This is a genomic window from Nocardioides sp. CCNWLW216 (genome assembly GCF_037120545.1).
GTDB classification, from domain to species: domain Bacteria; phylum Actinomycetota; class Actinomycetes; order Propionibacteriales; family Nocardioidaceae; genus Nocardioides; species Nocardioides lianchengensis.
The window spans coordinates 38735-54368 of the sequence record NZ_JBBBBJ010000002.1 but is presented as its reverse complement, the minus strand read 5'-3'; the positions used below and the strand labels follow the sequence as shown (position 1 = coordinate 54368).

Here is a 15634-nt window from a genome sequence, read left to right as displayed (position 1 = left end):
CCCCATGACCGACCCGACGCCCGCCACGGCCGACGCCCGCGAGGAGCACCGCCGGCTCAGCGAGGAGATCGAGGACGCGCGCTGGCGCTACTACGTGCTGGACAGCCCGACGCTGTCGGACGCCGACTTCGACCAGCGGCTGCGGCGGCTGGAGGCGCTGGAGGAGGAGTTCCCCGAGCTGCGCACCCCCGGCTCGCCGACCCAGACCGTCGGCGGCGCGGTGTCGACCGAGTTCACCGCGGTCGACCACCTCCGGCGGATGGAGAGCCTCGACAACGCGTTCTCCACCGAGGAGCTGGAGAGCTGGTACGCCCGGCTCGGCCGCGACGGCATCGAGGCACCGGCGCTGCTGTGCGAACTGAAGGTCGACGGCCTGGCGATCAACCTGCTCTACGAGGACGGCCTGCTGGTCCGGGCGCTGACCCGCGGGGACGGCACGACCGGCGAGGACGTCACGCCCAACGTGCGCACCATCGACTCGGTCCCGCGGCGGCTGAGCGGCACCGACGAGTTCCCGGTGCCCGAGCTGATCGAGGTCCGCGGCGAGGTGTTCCTGCCGGTCGCGGCCTTCGAGCGGCTCAACGAGTCGATGACCGACGCCGGCCGGCCGGTCTTCGCCAACCCCCGCAACGCGGCCGCCGGTTCCCTGCGGCAGAAGGACCCGCGGGTCACGGCCACCCGCGCGCTCGGGATGGTCTGCCACGGCATCGGCGAGCGCCGCGGCTTCGAGCCGCAGGCCCAGTCCCACGCCTACGAGGCGCTGGCCGCCTGGGGCCTGCCCACCAGCGAAGCGGTCCGCGTGGTGCCGACCCTCGCGGAGGTCGAGGCGTTCATCGCCGACGCCGGCGAGCGGCGTCACACGATCGTTCCCTACGAGATCGACGGCGTCGTGGTGAAGGTCGACGACGTCGGGCTGCAGCGCCGGCTGGGCTCGACCAGCCGGGCTCCGCGCTGGGCGATCGCGTTCAAGTACCCGCCCGAGGAGGTCAACGCCGAGCTGCGTTCCATCGAGGTCAACGTGGGTCGCACCGGCCGCGTCACGCCGTACGGCGTCATGGAGCCGACGCGGGTCGCGGGCTCGACCGTCGAGAACGCCACCCTCCACAACTTCTACGAGGTCGAGCGCAAGGACGTCCGCCCGGGCGACACGGTGATCCTGCGCAAGGCCGGCGACGTGATCCCCGAGATCGTGGGCCCGGTGCTCGCGCTGCGCCCCGAGGGGCTCCAGCCGTGGGTGCCGCCGACCACCTGCCCCGCCTGCGGGGCCGGCCTGGTCGAGCAGAAGGAGGGCGACAAGGACCGGCGCTGCCCCAACCACGAGCGCTGCCCGGGCCAGGTGCGCGAGCGGGTCTACTTCGTGGCCGGCCGCAGCGCCTTCGACATCGAGGGCCTCGGCTACGAGGCGGCGACGGCGCTCCTCGACGCGGGCGTGATCGCCAACGAGGGCGACGTCTTCGACCTCGACGCGGACAAGCTGCTCGCGACGGAGCTGTTCACCCGCGCGGCCAAGAAGGGCGAGGACGGCGACCGGGTGCTGAGCGCCAACGGCCAGCGGCTCCTCGACAACCTCGGCTCCCGCAAGGACGTCCCGCTCTGGCGGGTGCTCGTCGCGCTGTCGATCCGGCACACCGGCCCGAGCGCCTCCCGCGCGCTCGCGCAGGAGTTCGGCTCGATGACCGCGATCCGCGCCGCGACCGAGGAGGAGCTGGCCGCCGCCGAGGGCGTCGGGCCGACGATCGCGCGGGCCGTCATCGAGTGGTTCGAGGTCGACTGGCACGTCGCGATCGTCGAGAAGTGGACCGCCGCCGGCGTCTCCATGCAGGACGAGCGCGACGAGTCGACGCCGCGCACCCTGGAGGGCCTGACCATCGTGGTCACCGGCTCCCTCGAGGGCTACAGCCGCGACTCCGCCAAGGAGGCGATCCTGTCCCGCGGCGGCAAGGCGTCCGGCTCGGTGTCGAAGAAGACCGACTTCGTCGTGGTCGGCGAGAACGCCGGCTCCAAGGCCGACAAGGCCGAGCAGCTCGGTGTCCCCGTGCTCGACGAGGCCGGCTTCACGGCGCTGCTCGAGAACGGTCCGCCGCCGGCCGAGGAGGCTCAGGACTCGTAGGTCGCGCCGCCTAGGCGGAGGCCGGCCCGGAACTCCTGCTCGTCCATCCCGAAGTCCTTCAGCGACGCCGCGCACACGCCGGTGTCGGGGGCGCAGACCGCGACCTCGCCGACGGAGACGCTGGCCAGCACGCTGCCGGCGGTCCAGGTGTACGGCGTCGGGCCGGCCAGGCGAACGGCACCCCGCTGCTCGTCCAGGTCGACCACGCTGAACGACGTCCTGGTCGAGACTTCTCGGCCGATCAGGAGGTAGTGGCCGTCGGGGGAGAGGTCCAGCCAGACGTCACGCTGCCTCGGACGGTAGACCGTGAGGCCGCTGGCCAGGTCGATCACCGAGCCGTCGACGAGGGCATGCTCCCCGCCGACCTCGGTGATCACCTCGTCCAGCGACTCGGTCTCGCCGTTGCGCCAGCTCACCCGGACCGACTCGTCCCCGGAGCTCACGTACGCGGTGTCGCCGGTGAGCACGGTCTGCTGGAAGCCATCGGTGTCGAGATCGGGCAGCGCGACCCGAGCGACCTCCTGGTCGGTGGAGACGTCGTGCACGACCAGCTCGGCCACCCCGTCCACCGACTGGGTCCAGGCCAGGTAGGGCTGCGTGGGATCGGTCGTGTGGGCCACCTCCTCGGTGACCACTCCGACGGGTCGGATCTCGCCGTCGGGGGTGACCAGCGAGAAGCGCTGCTCGCCACCTCCGTCGCTGTAGCCGTTGTCGCCGTGCCGGACCAGCACCCCGGCCGAGGTGTAGTAGAGCGACTTCACGGCGGCGTCCGGGACCTGCACGCTGCGGGTGGCGTCGTCGTACCAGAGGGTGGTGCCGACGCTGAAGGTGACGCCGGTGTCGGCGACCGGGTGCGGCTCGGGGTCGGCCGGCTCGACCGTGCGGGGGGTGTCGCCACGGGAGACGGCCACCAGGGTGGCCGCGACGGCGAGACCCGCGGCGACGGCGCCGGTGCCCGCGATCCGGGCCGTCCGGCGGCGACGTCGGACGGCCCGGCCGCGGTGCAGGACGGTGGCCGCGTCAGCGGCGGGGACGTCGAGCGCGGCCGCCTCGTCGTGCAGGAGGGTGCTGAGCCGGTCAGTCATGCGGGGCTCCCAGGGGGTGCGGGACGACCGCGTCGCCGAGCAGCAGGCGCAGCTTGGCGAGGGCGTCGGAGGTCTGGCTCTTGACGGTGCCGACGGAGCAGCCGAGGGCGGCGGCGGTCTCGGCGACGCCAAGGTCGTCGTAGTAGCGGAGCACGATCACGGCACGCTGCCGCGGCGGCAGCTGGGCGAGTGCCGCCACCATCGCGGGACGCTCGGCCGGGTCGGCGTCGTACCCCTGGTCGGGCAACTGCTCGGTCGGGCGCTCGTTGCGCCAGGAGCGGCGGCGGAACCAGGAGGTGGCGGTGTTGACCAGCACGGTGCGGGCGTACGCCGGCGCGGCGTCCAGTGAGCGCACCTGGGACCAGGACCCGTAGGTCTTGGCCAGCGCCGTCTGTACCAGGTCCTCAGCGAGCGCGTGCTCGCCGACCAGGAGGTAGGCGGTGCGGTAGAGGCGCGGCCAGCTGGCATGGACCAAGTCGGTGAACTCCGCGTCGGACGGGGGTCTGGGCATCGGCGCCTCCCTCGGTGGGTCACCCTCACAGATGCGGCGGACCCGGTAGTCGGTTGGGCGGTCCGAGATTCACCCTTTCGGTTCCGTGCTTCGGCCACGGGAACCGCGGATCGGTGGAACTGTCGTTGCATGAAGAAGATCGGGCGTTTCATCGCCCTCACCCTGTCCACCACCGTGCTCGTCGCGGTGCCCTCGCTCGCCCAGGCCCAGGCGGCCCCGGCCGAGCGTGCGACGACGAAGTTCGCCACGATCAAGACCTGGTCGGGCGCGAAGCAGCAGGCCTGCAAGAAGTCGACGCCCAACGGGAAGAGCTGGAAGGTCGTCACCCGGGTCGTGAACGGCCGCGAGGCGGAGGTCGGCGTCGGCCTGATCGTGCGGAAGGGCGAGAAGGAGATCGACCGCGCCGCGACCCCGATCGTCGGCCAGGGCGTCACCTCGAAGCCGGTGGCCGTGCGGATCCGCAAGAACGACAAGCGATTCGTCCTGGAGGCCTTCCAGTTCCAGGGTCAGATGGGCGACGGTGGCCCGATCAAGCTGAAGAAGATCCGCCGCTGCTGATCGCCGTCGTACGACGAAGCGCCGCCACCCGGTCGGGTGGCGGCGCTTCCTTCGTGGGGGAAGAAGGAGTCAGACGGCGAGCTTCGCGCCGATGTCGAGGGCCCGGGTGACCAGGTGGTCGAGGGCGGCGAGGTCGGTGTCGTCGAGCTCGGGGGAGGACCCGGTGACCTTGCCGACGCCGTACGGGTTGCCGTCGTTGAACTTGAGGGCGTCGGTGTAGCCGGGCGGGACGATGATCCCGCCGAGGTGGGCGAAGGTCGTGTGCAGCGCGAGCAGCGTCGACTCCTGGCCGCCGTGCAGCGTCTGCGACGAGGTGAACGCGGTGTAGACCTTGTCGGCCAGCTTGCCCTCCGACCACAGCGGGCCGAGGGTGTCGATGAACGACTGCAGCTGGCTGGTCACGTGGCCGTAGCGGGTCGGCGAGCCCATCACGACGACGTCGGCCCAGGCCAGGTCGTCGGGCTCGGCGAACGGGCCGTCGGCGATCTCCTCGACGTGCGCCTTCCAGGCGTCCTGCCCCTCGTACGCCGACGCCGGCGCGGTCTCGCGCACGTGCCGCAGCCGGACCTCGGCGCCGTGCTTCTCCGCGGTCTCGGCGATCCGCTGCGCCATGGCGTGGGTCGTGCCGTACGAGGAGTAGTAGACGATCGCGATCTTGGTGGGCATCAGGTGGATCTCCATCCGCAGGTCGGTTGAGCCTTCAACCAGACCGGTAACCGACCGCCGACGGGACAAACGACTCCCTCTCCTAGGATGGAGTCCATGCCTGAGATCACCAGAGACGAGGTCGCGCACCTGGCGACGCTCGCCCGGATCGACCTGGACGACGCCGAGCTCGACCACCTGGCCCCGCAGCTGTCGGTGATCCTGGAGTCGGTCGCCTCGATCAGCGGCGTCGCCGGCGACGACGTGCCCCCGACGTCCCACCCCGTGCCGCTGACGAACGTCTTCCGAGAGGACGTCGTCCGGCCCTCGCTCACGCCGGAGCAGGCGCTCTCCGGGGCCCCGGCCTCGGAGCAGCAGCGCTTCGCCGTCCCGCGGATCCTGGGGGACGAGCAGTGAGCGACCTGACCCGCCTGACCGCCGCCCAGGCCGCCGACGCGCTGGCCGCGGGCGAGACCACCTCGGTGGCGCTGACCCAGGCCGCGCTCGACCGCATCGCCGCGGTCGAGGGCGCCGTGCACGCCTTCCTCCACGTCGACGCCGCGGGCGCGCTCGAGCAGGCCGCGGCCTCCGACGCCCGACGCGCGGCCGGCGAGCCGCTGCACGCGCTCGACGGCGTGCCGATCGCGGTCAAGGACGTCCTGGCCACCGACGGGCTGCCCACGACCTGCGGGTCGAAGATCCTCGAGGGCTGGGTCCCGCCGTACGACGCCACGGTGGTCGCGAAGCTGAAGGCGGCCGGCCTGCCGATCCTCGGCAAGACCAACATGGACGAGTTCGCGATGGGCTCCTCGACGGAGCACTCGGCGTACGGGCCGACGCACAACCCCTGGGACCTGACCCGGATCCCCGGCGGCTCGGGCGGCGGCTCGGCGGCCGCGGTCGCCGCCTTCGAGGCGCCGCTGGCCCTCGGCACCGACACCGGTGGCTCCATCCGCCAGCCCGGCGCGGTGACCGGCACGGTCGGCGTGAAGCCGACGTACGGCGGGGTCTCGCGCTACGGCCTGGTCGCGATGGCCAACAGCCTCGACCAGGTGGGCCCGGTGACCCGCACGGTCCTCGACGCCGCGCTGCTGCACGAGCTGATCGGCGGCCACGACCCGCTCGACTCCACCAGCATCGACCAGCCGCTGCCCGACCTGGTCGCGGCCGCCCGCGAGGGTGCGGCTGGCGACCTGAGCGGCCTGAAGGTCGGCGTGATCACCGAGCTGTCCGGCGACGGCTACCAGGCGGGCGTGCTGGCCCGCTTCCAGGAGTCGGTCGACCTGCTGGTCAAGGCCGGCGCCGAGGTCGTCGAGGTGTCCTGCCCGAACTTCGTGCACGCGCTGGCGACGTACTACCTGATCATGCCGTGCGAGGCGTCCTCCAACCTCGCCAAGTTCGACGCCATGCGCTACGGCCTGCGGGTGCTGCCCGAGGGCATCGACAACCCGAGCGCCGAGGACGTCATGCGGGCCTCGCGCGACGCCGGCTTCGGCGACGAGGTGAAGCGCCGGATCATCCTGGGCACCTACGCCCTGTCGAGCGGCTACTACGACGCCTACTACGGCACGGCCCAGAAGGTGCGCACGCTCATCACGCGCGACTTCGAGGCCGCCTTCGAGCAGGTCGACGTGCTGGTCTCGCCCACCGCGCCGACCACGGCGTTCGAGCTGGGGGAGAAGCTGGACGACCCGATCGCGATGTACCTCAACGACCTCGCGACCATCCCCGCCAACCTCGCGGGCGTTCCCGGCATCTCGCTGCCCAGCGGGCTCGCCGACGAGGACGGCCTGCCGGCCGGCTTCCAGATCCTGGCCCCCGCGCTCGCCGACGACCGCCTCTACCGCGTCGGCGCGGCGCTCGAGGCCGCCCTCGAGGCGCAGTGGGGCGCCCCGCTGCTGGACAAGGCACCTTCCCTGGACGGAGATTCGGCATGAGTGACACCCTCGTCGCCTTCGACGACGTGCTCGCGTCGTACGACCCGGCCCTCGGGCTCGAGGTCCACGTCGAGCTGAACACCGCGACCAAGATGTTCTGCGGCTGCCCGGCGGTCTTCGGCGGCGAGCCGAACACCCAGGTCTGCCCGACCTGCCTGGGCCTGCCCGGCGCGATGCCGGTCGTCAACGGCAAGGCCGTCGAGTCGGCGATCCGGATCGGGCTGGCGCTCAACTGCGAGATCGCGGAGTGGTGCCGGTTCGCACGGAAGAACTACTTCTACCCGGACATGCCGAAGAACTTCCAGACCTCCCAGTACGACGAGCCGATCTGCTTCGAGGGCTGGATGGACGTCGACGTGGACGGGGAGACCTTCCGCGTCGAGATCGAGCGCGCCCACATGGAGGAGGACACCGGCAAGTCGCTGCACGTCGGGGGCGCCACCGGGCGCATCCACGGCGCCGACTACTCGCTGGTCGACTACAACCGCGCCGGCATCCCCCTGATCGAGATCGTCACCAAGCCGATCCGCGGCGCCGGGGCCAAGGCGCCGGCGGTGGCCCGGGCCTACGTGAGCCAGCTGCGTGACCTGATCGTCGCGCTCGGCGTCTCCGAGGCCCGGATGGACCAGGGCAACCTGCGCGCCGACGTCAACCTGTCGCTCGCCCCGAAGGGCTCCGGCACGCTCGGCACCCGCACCGAGACCAAGAACGTCAACTCCTTCCGCTCGGTGGAGCGCGCGGTCCGCTACGAGATGCAGCGGCACGCCGCGATCCTCGACAGCGGCGAGGCGATCTTCCAGGAGACCCGGCACTGGCACGAGGACACCGGCGTCACCACGAGCGGCCGTCCCAAGTCCGACGCCGACGACTACCGCTACTTCCCGGAGCCCGACCTGGTGCCGGTGGCGCCGAGTCGGGAGTGGGTCGAGGAGCTGCGCGGCACGCTGCCCGAGAACCCGGTCGAGCGCCGGGCCCGGCTGCAGGCCGAGTGGGGCTACACCGACCTGGAGATGCGCGACGTGGTCGCCTCGGGCCTGCTCGGCCCGATCGAGGAGACCATCGCCGCCGGTGCGTCCGCCCAGGCGGCCCGCAAGTGGTGGATCGCCGAGCTGACCCGCCGGGCCAACGACGCGGGCGTCGACGTCGTCGACCTCGGCGTGAGCCCGGCCCAGGTGGCCGCCGTCCAGGCCCTGGTCGACGCCGGCACGATCAACGACAAGCTGGCCCGCCAGGTGTTCGACGGCCTGCTGGCCGGTGAGGGCACGCCGGAGGAGATCGTCGCGGCCCGCGGGCTCGCGGTCGTCTCCGACGACGGCGCGCTCGGTGCCGCGGTCGATGCCGCGATCGCCGCCAACCCCGACGTCGCCGACAAGATCCGCGACGGCAAGGTCGCGGCCGCTGGCGCCCTCATCGGCGCCGTGATGAAGGAGATGCGCGGCCAGGCCGACGCCGCCCGCGTGCGCGAGCTGATCCTGGAGAAGCTGGCCTGAGCCCCGCGTGACGGACGTCATGCGGAGGGAGCCCTCGGGGGCTCGGTCCGCATGACGTCCTGCGCCGGGAGCGGGGTTATGGTGCCGGGACACATTCACCAACGCCCGCAGCAGGGGAAGCCGGTGCGAGCCCGGCGCTGACCCGCAACCGTGTGGCGCGGAGTACGACGTACTCCGCGGCGAGCCGGAGCACCTGCCGTGACGCGTCCTGACCCTTCGCTGTCGAGGAAACCAGCGGGTCGGCCTCGACGGCCTTCTCGCTGAGCAGCGGGAAGGAACCCATGAACCACCTCGTACGCCGCGCCGCCGCCCTGGTGGCCGCGCCCGTCCTGGCGTCGGCCGCTGTCGTCGCCGTCTCCGGTGCGCCGGCCCTGGCCGCGCCCACCACGCCGCCGACCCCGGCGGCCACCGCCGCCGCGACCTGGCTCGCGACCCAGACGACCGCGGGCACGCTGCCGAGCCTCGGCCAGACGCTCGACTTCGGCGTCGGCCTGGAGGCCTCGGGCGCTGCCCCGCAGGTGCTGGCCGCCGTCAAGACCGGCGTCGACGCTCGGGTCGCCAGCTACGCGACCGGCAACAACAGCATCGCCAAGGCAGCGTGGTTCTACGGGCTCGTCGGCGACCCGACGTCGGCCGGCGACACGGACCTCAACCTGCTGGGCCTGGTCGAGGACAACACCGACGACACGACCGGTGCCCTGGGCGGTCAGTACGCCCAGCAGTGGTTCGGGACCCTCGCGCTGGTCGAGGGCGGCAGCGACGAGGCCGCGAAGTCGGCCGAGTACCTCCGCTCCGGGCAGTGCGCCGACGGCGGCTGGGGCTACTCCACCCCGTGTGTCGGTGAGGGCGACCAGTTCGCCACCTACTACTCGCTGGCGGCCCTGGCGTCGCTCGAGGTCAAGGACGCGCCGACCCAGGCCGCGATCGACAAGGCGGTCGCGTTCCTCGGAGGCAAGCAGTCGGCCACCGGCGGCTTCGAGAACTGCACCGAGTACGCCGGCCCGCCGAACTACGAGTGCCTGAAGTCCGAGGACAACGCCAACGACACCGGCCTGGCCGCCTGGTCGCTCGGTCTCGCGGGCGCGAACGCGCCGGCGGCGAAGGCGGCCGCCTGGGTCGCCGCCCACCAGTACGTCTCGCTGCCCGCCTGCGGCGCGGCTGCGCCTGCCGCCGGCGCGGTGAGCTGGACGTCGAGCACCTTCCCCGAGGGCGTCACCGAGGACAACCGTGAGCAGACCGTCTTCGCGACGGCGCAGGCTCTCGCCGGGCTCGCCTACCTGCCCACCAGCAAGCCGGCCCTCTCGGGTCCGACCGACTACGTCCAGGCGGGTCGCACGATCTCGCTGAAGGTCTCCGGCCTGAACGCCGGCGAGCGCGGCTGTGTCTCCGGCGTCGGCACCGGCAAGCAGGTCTCCGGACCGGGTGCCGTGGCCGTCGCGATCCCGGCCGGCACGCGCAACCACGTCCTCACGCTCAGCACCGCCGGCCGCCCGGCGACGGCCACGGTGAAGGCGCTCGGCGCCACCAAGTTCCGGGTGATCGTCGCGAAGCGGGTCGCGAAGGGCAAGAAGGTCCGGGCGCGGGTCACCGGCCTGGCCCCGCGCGAGTCGGTGACGCTCCGGGTCACGGGCAAGCGCGTCGTGCGCGGCACCGCGAACGCGAATGGCGTCTTCCGCACCGTGGTCAAGGCGACCGGCAAGGTCGGCAAGCGCAAGGTCACCGTCCGAGGCGAGTTCACCAACCGCACCGGCAAGGGTGCCTTCCGGGTCGTCCGCTGACCGTGCGACACCACCTTGTGCGACTCGTCGCCGCGGCCCTCGTGGCCGCGGCGGCGGTCGTCGTACCGGCCCCGACCGCGCAGGCCGCGGCCTGCACCACCGGCACGGGGGTGACCGTGGTCGTCGACTACGGCTCCCTCGGAGGCGGGGTCGGGCAGTCCTGCGTCGGGACCAGCGGCCTGGCCAAGGACCTGTTCCCGGCGGCCGACTACGAGCTGACCTACACGCAGGAGTTCGCCGGCGCCGTCTGCCGGGTCAAGGGCGCGCCGGCCGACGATCCCTGCCAGGGCATGCCGCCCGGTGACCGCTTCTGGTCGCTGTGGTGGTCGGACGGGACGTCCGGCAGCTGGACCTACGCCACCCGGGGCGTGAAGTCGCTCCGGATCCCGGCGGGGGGCAGCGTGGCGTTCGCCTGGGACGACGTCGACGGGGCGAGGGCGCCGGGAGCCACACCGCCGGTGCATGCCAAGGCCACCCCGTCCGCCCAGCCGACCAAGCAGCCGTCGGCGAAGCCGAGCAAGAAGCCCACGAAGAAGCCGTCAGCGACGCCCACCCGGCAGCCGTCGAGCGCGCCCACCACGGGCGCCCCGAGCGCCGGCACCCCGTCGGGCGCCCCCACGGAGTCGGCCACGTCCGAGAGCACCAGCCCGTCCGCGACGCCGTCCGCCCCTTCCGCGTCCCCCTCCGCCACGAGCGCGCAGACCGCGGCACCGAGCACCGACCCAGCGGTGTCGCCGACCGCCGGTGCCGGCAACGTCGACGAGCCGGTGCTCTCGCCCGCGGCCCAGCAGACCACCGAGGACGAGGGCGTCCCGACCTGGCTGGTGCTGATCCTGCTCGTCGCGATCGGTGGCGGGACGGCCGGCGCCGTCGTCCTCCGTCGCCGGTCCGCTCGCTCGTCGGGACCGTGACCGCGGCCACCGCCGTCCGCGCGGGTCGGCTGCCGCGCGACCTGCACCCGCTGGCCTGGTGGGCGTGGGCGATCGGCCTCGCGGCGGCGGCCTCGGCGACCACCAACCCGTTCGTGCTGCTGCTCCTGGTGGGCGTCGCAGCCCTGGTCGTGACCGCCCGCCGCTCCGAGCAGCCGTGGGCCCGCTCGTTCCGCCTCTACCTCTGGCTGGGGTTGGCGATCGTGGTGATCCGGGTCGTCTTCCGCCTGATCTTCGGGGGGTCCTACGAGGGGACCGTCCTGCTCGATCTGCCAGAGATCCCGCTTCCGGACTGGGTCCTCGGCATCACCCTGCTCGGCCCCGTCACGCAGGAGGCCCTCCTCGCCGGGCTGTACGACGGGATGCGGCTGGCCGCGGTGGTGATCTGCCTCGGCGCCGCCAACGCGCTGGCCAACCCGAAGCGGCTGCTGCGCTCGATGCCGTCGGCGCTCTACGAGATCGGCACCGCCCTGGTCGTCGCGGTCACGGTGCTGCCCCAGCTGGCCGACAGCGTCCGCCGGGTCCGGGCCGCCCAGCGGCTGCGGGCCGGTGACGAGCGCCGGGTCGGCCGGCTCCGCCGTACCCTCGTGCCGGTGCTGGAGGACGCCCTCGAGCGGTCGCTGGCGCTGGCCGCCGGGATGGACGCCCGCGGCTACGGCCGCAGCTCCGGGGCGTCGCGCGGGGAGCGGCGGACCACGGGCGCGCTGCTCCTGCTCGGGCTGTGCGGGCTGTGCGTCGGCTCGTACGCCGTCCTGGACGCCACCGCTCCGCGCTGGCTGGCGCTGCCGATGGTCGTCCTCGGCCTGGTGCTCGCGGCTGCCGGGCTGCGCAGCGCGGGCCGGCGGGCCGAGCGGACGACGTACCGTCCCGACCCGTGGCGCTGGCCCGAGACCGGCGTCGCGCTCTGCGGACTGGCCGCCGGGGTGAGCGGCTGGTGGGTCGCCCACGAGACGCCGCTGCTGGCCTACCCGGGACTGGCCTCCGTCCCGCAGGTCAGCGCGGTCGCCCTGGCCGGCGCCCTGATCGGGCTCGCGGCCGCCGCCCTGGCGCCACCGCCCCGGGTGGTGCTGGCGTGATCGAGCTGCGCGGCATCACCTTCGCCTACGACGACCACCGCATCCTCGACGGCGTCGACCTCGACCTCGACGAGGGCGAGCTGGTCCTGGTCTCCGGCCCGACCGGTGTCGGGAAGTCCACCCTCCTGGGCGTGGTGACCGGCCTGGTGCCGCGCTTCTCCGGTGGGGTGCTCGGCGGCGACGTGCTGCTCGACGGCGTCAGCATCGTCCGTACGCCGCCACGCGAGCGCGCCCACGCGATCGGGTACGTCGGCCAGGACCCGGCCGCCGGCTTCGTGACCGACACCGTGGAGGACGAGCTCGCCTACGGGATGGAGCAGCTCGGCCTGCCCGCCGAGACGATGCGTCGCCGGGTGGAGGAGACCCTCGACCTGCTCGGGATCGCCGAGCTGCGCGACCGCGACCTGCGCACGCTCTCCGGCGGCCAGCAGCAGCGGGTGGCGATCGGGGCGGTGCTGACCATGCACCCGCGGCTGCTGGTGCTCGACGAGCCCACCTCGGCGCTCGACCCCACCGCGGCCGAGGAGGTGCTCGCCACCCTCACCCGGCTCGTCCACGACCTCGGCGTCTCGGTGCTGCTGGCCGAGCACCGCCTGGAGCGGGTGGTCCCCTTCGCCGACCGGATGTGCCTGCTGACCGGTGACGGACGGGTCGCCGTGGGGGAGCCGGCGCAGCTGCTGGCGACGTCCCCCGTCGTACCTCCGATCGTCGAGCTGGGCCGCGCGGCCGGCTGGTCGCCGCTGCCGCTGAGCGTGCGCGACGCGCGCCGGCGGGCTCGAGAGCTGCCGGCCCTGGCTCTCCCCGAGCCGGCGACCGAGCCGGCCGCGGCACCCGGCCTGATGGCCACCGGGGTCACCGTCGTGCACGGCCGCACCGTGGCGCTGCGGGAGGTCGACGTCCGTGTCCCCGCGGGCCGGGTGACGGCGCTGATGGGGCGCAACGGCTCGGGCAAGTCCTCCCTGCTGTGGAGCCTGCAGGGCACCGGCCGCCGGCAGGCGGGCACGGTCCAGGTCGGCGAGCTGGACCCGGCCCGGCTGGAGGCGGCCGACCGCCGCGCGCTGGTCGGCCTGCTGCCTCAGACCGCCGGCGACCTGCTCTACCTGGAGACGGTCGCCGAGGAGTGCGCCGCGGGCGGCCCGGCCACCCGCAGGATCCTCGACCGGCTGGTCCCCGGCATCCCCGACGACGGGCACCCGCGCGACCTCTCGGAGGGCCAGCGGCTCGCGCTCGCACTCGCCCTGGTGCTGGCCGCCCGGCCGCGCGTGGTGCTGCTCGACGAGCCCACCCGGGGTCTCGACTACGCCGCGAAGCGGGTGCTGGCCACCATCCTGCGCGACCTCGCCGCGAACGGGCACGCCGTCCTGGTCGCCACCCACGACGTCGAGTTCGTGGCCCAGGCCGCCGACGACGTGGTGGTGCTGGCCGAGGGCGAGGTCGTCTCGTCGGGTCCGGTCCGACGCGTGGTCGCCGAGTCCCCGGCCTTCGCGCCCCAGGTCACCAAGGTGCTGGGCGCGCCCTGGCTGCGGGTCGACGAGGTCGTCGCCGCCCTGGACGGCGTGCGGTGAGCGGCGCCGTCGCCCTCTCGCGCCGCTCGGCCGCGGTGCTCCTGGTCGCCTCGGTCGCCGGGCTCGGCATGCTCTGCTGGCCGCTGCTCGTGCAGGTCGACGCCGGCACCACCCGGGTCGATCCGCCCTTCCTGTTCCTGGCCCTGCTGCCGGTGGTGATCGCGGTGGTGCTCGCCGAGGTCAGCGAGGGCGGGCTGGACCCTCGGGTGCTGGCCGTCCTCGGCGTGCTGAGCGCCATCAACGCCGTGCTGCGCGGTATCTCGGCCGGTACGGCGGGCGTCGAGCTGGTCTTCTTCCTGCTGATCCTGGCCGGCCGGGTGTTCGGCGCCGGGTTCGGCTTCGTCCTGGGCTGCACGTCCCTCTTCGCGTCGGCCCTGATGACCGCGGGCGTCGGCCCCTGGCTGCCGTTCCAGATGATCTGCTCGGCCTGGATCGGCATGGGCGCCGGGCTGCTGCCCCGACGGGTCACCGGACGCGCCGAGGTCGTGATGCTGGCGGCGTACGGCGTGGTCGCGGCGTACGCCTACGGCCTGCTGATGAACCTCTCCGGCTGGCCGTTCCTGCTCGGCGTGCAGGTGCCGGGCCACGAGGGCTCGCTGGCCTACGTGCCGGGGGCGCCGCTGCTGGACAACCTGCAGACCTTCCTCGTCTACACGCTGCTGACCTCGACCAGCAGCTTCGACACCGGGCGGGCGGTCACGACGGCGGTCGCCGTGGTCGTCCTCGGACCGGCGGTGCTGACGACCCTGCGCCGGGCGGCCCGGCGGGCGACGGTGACCGGTCGTGTCGAGGAGCCGACTACGGCCGGATGACCAGGATCCGGTCGTCGCCCTCGCGCGGGTCGATCCGGCCGTCCCGGTTGCTCGTCGTCAGCCACAGCCGCCCGTCGGGGGCCGTGACGACGGTGCGCATCCGCCCGTAGTCACCGACGAAGTACGGCGTCGGGTTCGTCGCCTCGCCGTCCTCCAGGTCGACCCGCCACAGCCGCTCGCCCTTCAGCGCGGCCAGCCAGAGGTGGCCGCCGGCGTACGCGAGCCCCGAGGGGGAGGCCTCGTCGGTGCCCCAGGTGACCTGGGGATCGGTGAACCCCTGGTCGGTGCCGCCCTCGCCCTCGACCTCCGGCCACCCGTAGTTGTCTCCGGCCCGGATCCTGTTGAGCTCGTCGAAGGTCTGGTCGCCGAACTCCGAGGCCCACAGCTGGTCGTCGACGAAGGCCAGGCCCTGGACGTTGCGGTGGCCCCACGACCACACCGGGCTGTCGAACGGGTTGCCCGGGGCCGGGTCGCCGTCGGGCGTGATCCGCAGGATCTTGCCGGCCAGGTCCTCGCGGTCCTGGGCGCGGTCGGGCTCGCCGATCTCGCCGGTGGTCACGTAGAGGTAGCCGTTCGGCCCGAACTCCAGCCGGCCGCCGTCGTGGCGGAAGCCGTTGGGGATGCCGGTGAGGATCGGCTCGGGCGTGCTGAGCCGGTTGCCGCGCAGCGTCGCGCGGACCACCCGGTTGTCCTCGGCGGTGCTGACGTAGAGGAACACGAAGCGGTCCTCGTCGAAGGTGGGGGACACGGCGACACCGAGCAGCCCGGCCTCGCCCTGGGGCGCGGCAGCGTCGATCGTGCCGAGCTCGGTGACCCGGTGCGGCCGCTCGCCGCCGATCCGCAGCACCCGCCGGGTGTCGCGCTCGGTGACGATCGCGTCGCCGTCGGGGAGGAAGTCCAGGCCCCAGGGGGCAGCGAGGCCGGTCGCGATCGTCCCCAGCACCTTCGGGGGCTTCGTCGTGACGGCCTCGGTCGACTCGGTCCCCGTCGGCGACGACGGCGCGGCGGCGCTCGTCGGGGCGCTCGGGGTGGGCGTCGGGGTCGGCGTGCCCTCGATCTCGTAGGTCACCTCGGACCCGCCCTGCGAGCAGCCCGCCAGCAGTCCGGCCGACAGGACCAGGGCGAGTGCTCGCTTCAT

The 15634-nt window shown here is 73.5% G+C and carries 14 protein-coding genes and 1 riboswitch; of the genes, 10 read left to right on the top strand and 4 right to left on the bottom strand.

Annotated features, from left to right (window positions below; genetic code table 11):
- The first annotated feature begins 4 nt into the window (after nucleotides 1-4).
- Nucleotides 5-2110, top strand: coding sequence for an NAD-dependent DNA ligase LigA (gene ligA, locus V7S47_RS04645; protein WP_336560477.1), 2106 nt, complete (start codon nucleotides 5-7; stop codon nucleotides 2108-2110).
- Here the strand turns inward: ligA and V7S47_RS04640 are convergent.
- Nucleotides 2098-3195, bottom strand: a complete 1098-nt coding sequence (locus tag V7S47_RS04640; RefSeq protein ID WP_336560476.1) for a hypothetical protein — start codon at nucleotides 3193-3195, stop codon at nucleotides 2098-2100. The two genes, ligA and V7S47_RS04640, sit on opposite strands and share 13 nt — an antisense overlap.
- On the bottom strand, nucleotides 3188-3706 hold the full coding sequence (locus tag V7S47_RS04635; RefSeq protein WP_336560475.1) for a SigE family RNA polymerase sigma factor: 519 nt from the start codon (nucleotides 3704-3706) through the stop codon (nucleotides 3188-3190). Before V7S47_RS04635 ends, V7S47_RS04640 begins: the two co-directional genes overlap by 8 nt.
- A 129-nt stretch (nucleotides 3707-3835) precedes the next feature.
- On the opposite strand from V7S47_RS04635, the gene V7S47_RS04630 reads away from it, so the two are divergent.
- Nucleotides 3836-4264: a hypothetical protein gene (locus V7S47_RS04630; protein ID WP_336560474.1), complete on the top strand. Its 429-nt coding sequence runs from the start codon at nucleotides 3836-3838 to the stop codon at nucleotides 4262-4264.
- A gap of 69 nt (nucleotides 4265-4333) precedes the next feature.
- On the opposite strand, the gene wrbA is transcribed toward V7S47_RS04630, so the two are convergent.
- Nucleotides 4334-4945 carry an NAD(P)H:quinone oxidoreductase gene (wrbA, locus tag V7S47_RS04625; RefSeq protein ID WP_090853184.1) on the bottom strand — a complete coding sequence of 204 codons (612 nt, stop codon included), beginning with the start codon at nucleotides 4943-4945 and terminating at the stop codon, nucleotides 4334-4336.
- A gap of 81 nt (nucleotides 4946-5026) precedes the next feature.
- Between wrbA and gatC the strand changes: the two genes are divergently transcribed.
- The 8 genes from gatC (at nucleotide 5027) to V7S47_RS04585 (ending at nucleotide 14496) form a co-directional block, all read left to right on the top strand.
- Nucleotides 5027-5326 (top strand): Asp-tRNA(Asn)/Glu-tRNA(Gln) amidotransferase subunit GatC, encoded by a 300-nt coding sequence (gene gatC / locus V7S47_RS04620; protein WP_090853493.1) that lies wholly within the window; start codon nucleotides 5027-5029, stop codon nucleotides 5324-5326.
- Nucleotides 5323-6846, top strand: coding sequence for an Asp-tRNA(Asn)/Glu-tRNA(Gln) amidotransferase subunit GatA (gene gatA / locus V7S47_RS04615; RefSeq protein ID WP_336560473.1), 1524 nt, complete (start codon nucleotides 5323-5325; stop codon nucleotides 6844-6846). The genes gatC and gatA overlap by 4 nt, the downstream gene beginning before the upstream one ends.
- Nucleotides 6843-8336 carry an Asp-tRNA(Asn)/Glu-tRNA(Gln) amidotransferase subunit GatB gene (gatB, locus tag V7S47_RS04610; protein ID WP_336560472.1) on the top strand — a complete coding sequence of 498 codons (1494 nt, stop codon included), beginning with the start codon at nucleotides 6843-6845 and terminating at the stop codon, nucleotides 8334-8336. The genes gatA and gatB overlap by 4 nt, the downstream gene beginning before the upstream one ends.
- Before the next feature lie 62 nt (nucleotides 8337-8398).
- Nucleotides 8399-8551: riboswitch (cobalamin riboswitch) on the top strand.
- Between the two features lie 66 nt (nucleotides 8552-8617).
- Nucleotides 8618-10114 (top strand): hypothetical protein, encoded by a 1497-nt coding sequence (locus tag V7S47_RS04605; RefSeq protein ID WP_336560471.1) that lies wholly within the window; start codon nucleotides 8618-8620, stop codon nucleotides 10112-10114.
- A 2-nt stretch (nucleotides 10115-10116) separates the two neighbouring features.
- Complete coding sequence (locus V7S47_RS04600; RefSeq protein ID WP_336560470.1) at nucleotides 10117-11025, top strand: hypothetical protein; 909 nt, start codon at nucleotides 10117-10119, stop codon at nucleotides 11023-11025.
- A complete protein-coding gene (locus V7S47_RS04595) occupies nucleotides 11022-12119 on the top strand; it encodes a CbiQ family ECF transporter T component (protein ID WP_336560469.1) in 1098 nt (365 codons plus the stop codon). Before V7S47_RS04600 ends, V7S47_RS04595 begins: the two co-directional genes overlap by 4 nt.
- Complete coding sequence (locus V7S47_RS04590; protein WP_336560468.1) at nucleotides 12116-13684, top strand: ABC transporter ATP-binding protein; 1569 nt, start codon at nucleotides 12116-12118, stop codon at nucleotides 13682-13684. Before V7S47_RS04595 ends, V7S47_RS04590 begins: the two co-directional genes overlap by 4 nt.
- Nucleotides 13681-14496 (top strand): ECF transporter S component, encoded by an 816-nt coding sequence (locus tag V7S47_RS04585; protein ID WP_211752784.1) that lies wholly within the window; start codon nucleotides 13681-13683, stop codon nucleotides 14494-14496. Before V7S47_RS04590 ends, V7S47_RS04585 begins: the two co-directional genes overlap by 4 nt.
- On the opposite strand, the gene V7S47_RS04580 is transcribed toward V7S47_RS04585, so the two are convergent.
- Nucleotides 14483-15634, bottom strand: coding sequence for a PQQ-dependent sugar dehydrogenase (locus V7S47_RS04580; RefSeq protein WP_336560467.1), 1152 nt, complete (start codon nucleotides 15632-15634; stop codon nucleotides 14483-14485). The two genes, V7S47_RS04585 and V7S47_RS04580, sit on opposite strands and share 14 nt — an antisense overlap.

Excerpts from the sequence above, each read along its gene's own strand:
- V7S47_RS04635 (WP_336560475.1), bottom strand. The coding sequence starts at position 3,706 with ATGCCCAGACCCCCGTCCGACGCGGAGTTCACCGACTTGGTCCATGCC.
- gatB (WP_336560472.1), top strand. The coding sequence starts at position 6,843 with ATGAGTGACACCCTCGTCGCCTTCGACGACGTGCTCGCGTCGTACGAC.
- wrbA (WP_090853184.1), bottom strand. The coding sequence starts at position 4,945 with ATGGAGATCCACCTGATGCCCACCAAGATCGCGATCGTCTACTACTCC.
- V7S47_RS04640 (WP_336560476.1), bottom strand. The coding sequence starts at position 3,195 with ATGACTGACCGGCTCAGCACCCTCCTGCACGACGAGGCGGCCGCGCTC.
- V7S47_RS04630 (WP_336560474.1), top strand. The coding sequence starts at position 3,836 with ATGAAGAAGATCGGGCGTTTCATCGCCCTCACCCTGTCCACCACCGTG.
- ligA (WP_336560477.1), top strand. The coding sequence starts at position 5 with ATGACCGACCCGACGCCCGCCACGGCCGACGCCCGCGAGGAGCACCGC.
- V7S47_RS04580 (WP_336560467.1), bottom strand. The coding sequence starts at position 15,634 with ATGAAGCGAGCACTCGCCCTGGTCCTGTCGGCCGGACTGCTGGCGGGC.
- V7S47_RS04605 (WP_336560471.1), top strand. The coding sequence starts at position 8,618 with ATGAACCACCTCGTACGCCGCGCCGCCGCCCTGGTGGCCGCGCCCGTC.
- gatC (WP_090853493.1), top strand. The coding sequence starts at position 5,027 with ATGCCTGAGATCACCAGAGACGAGGTCGCGCACCTGGCGACGCTCGCC.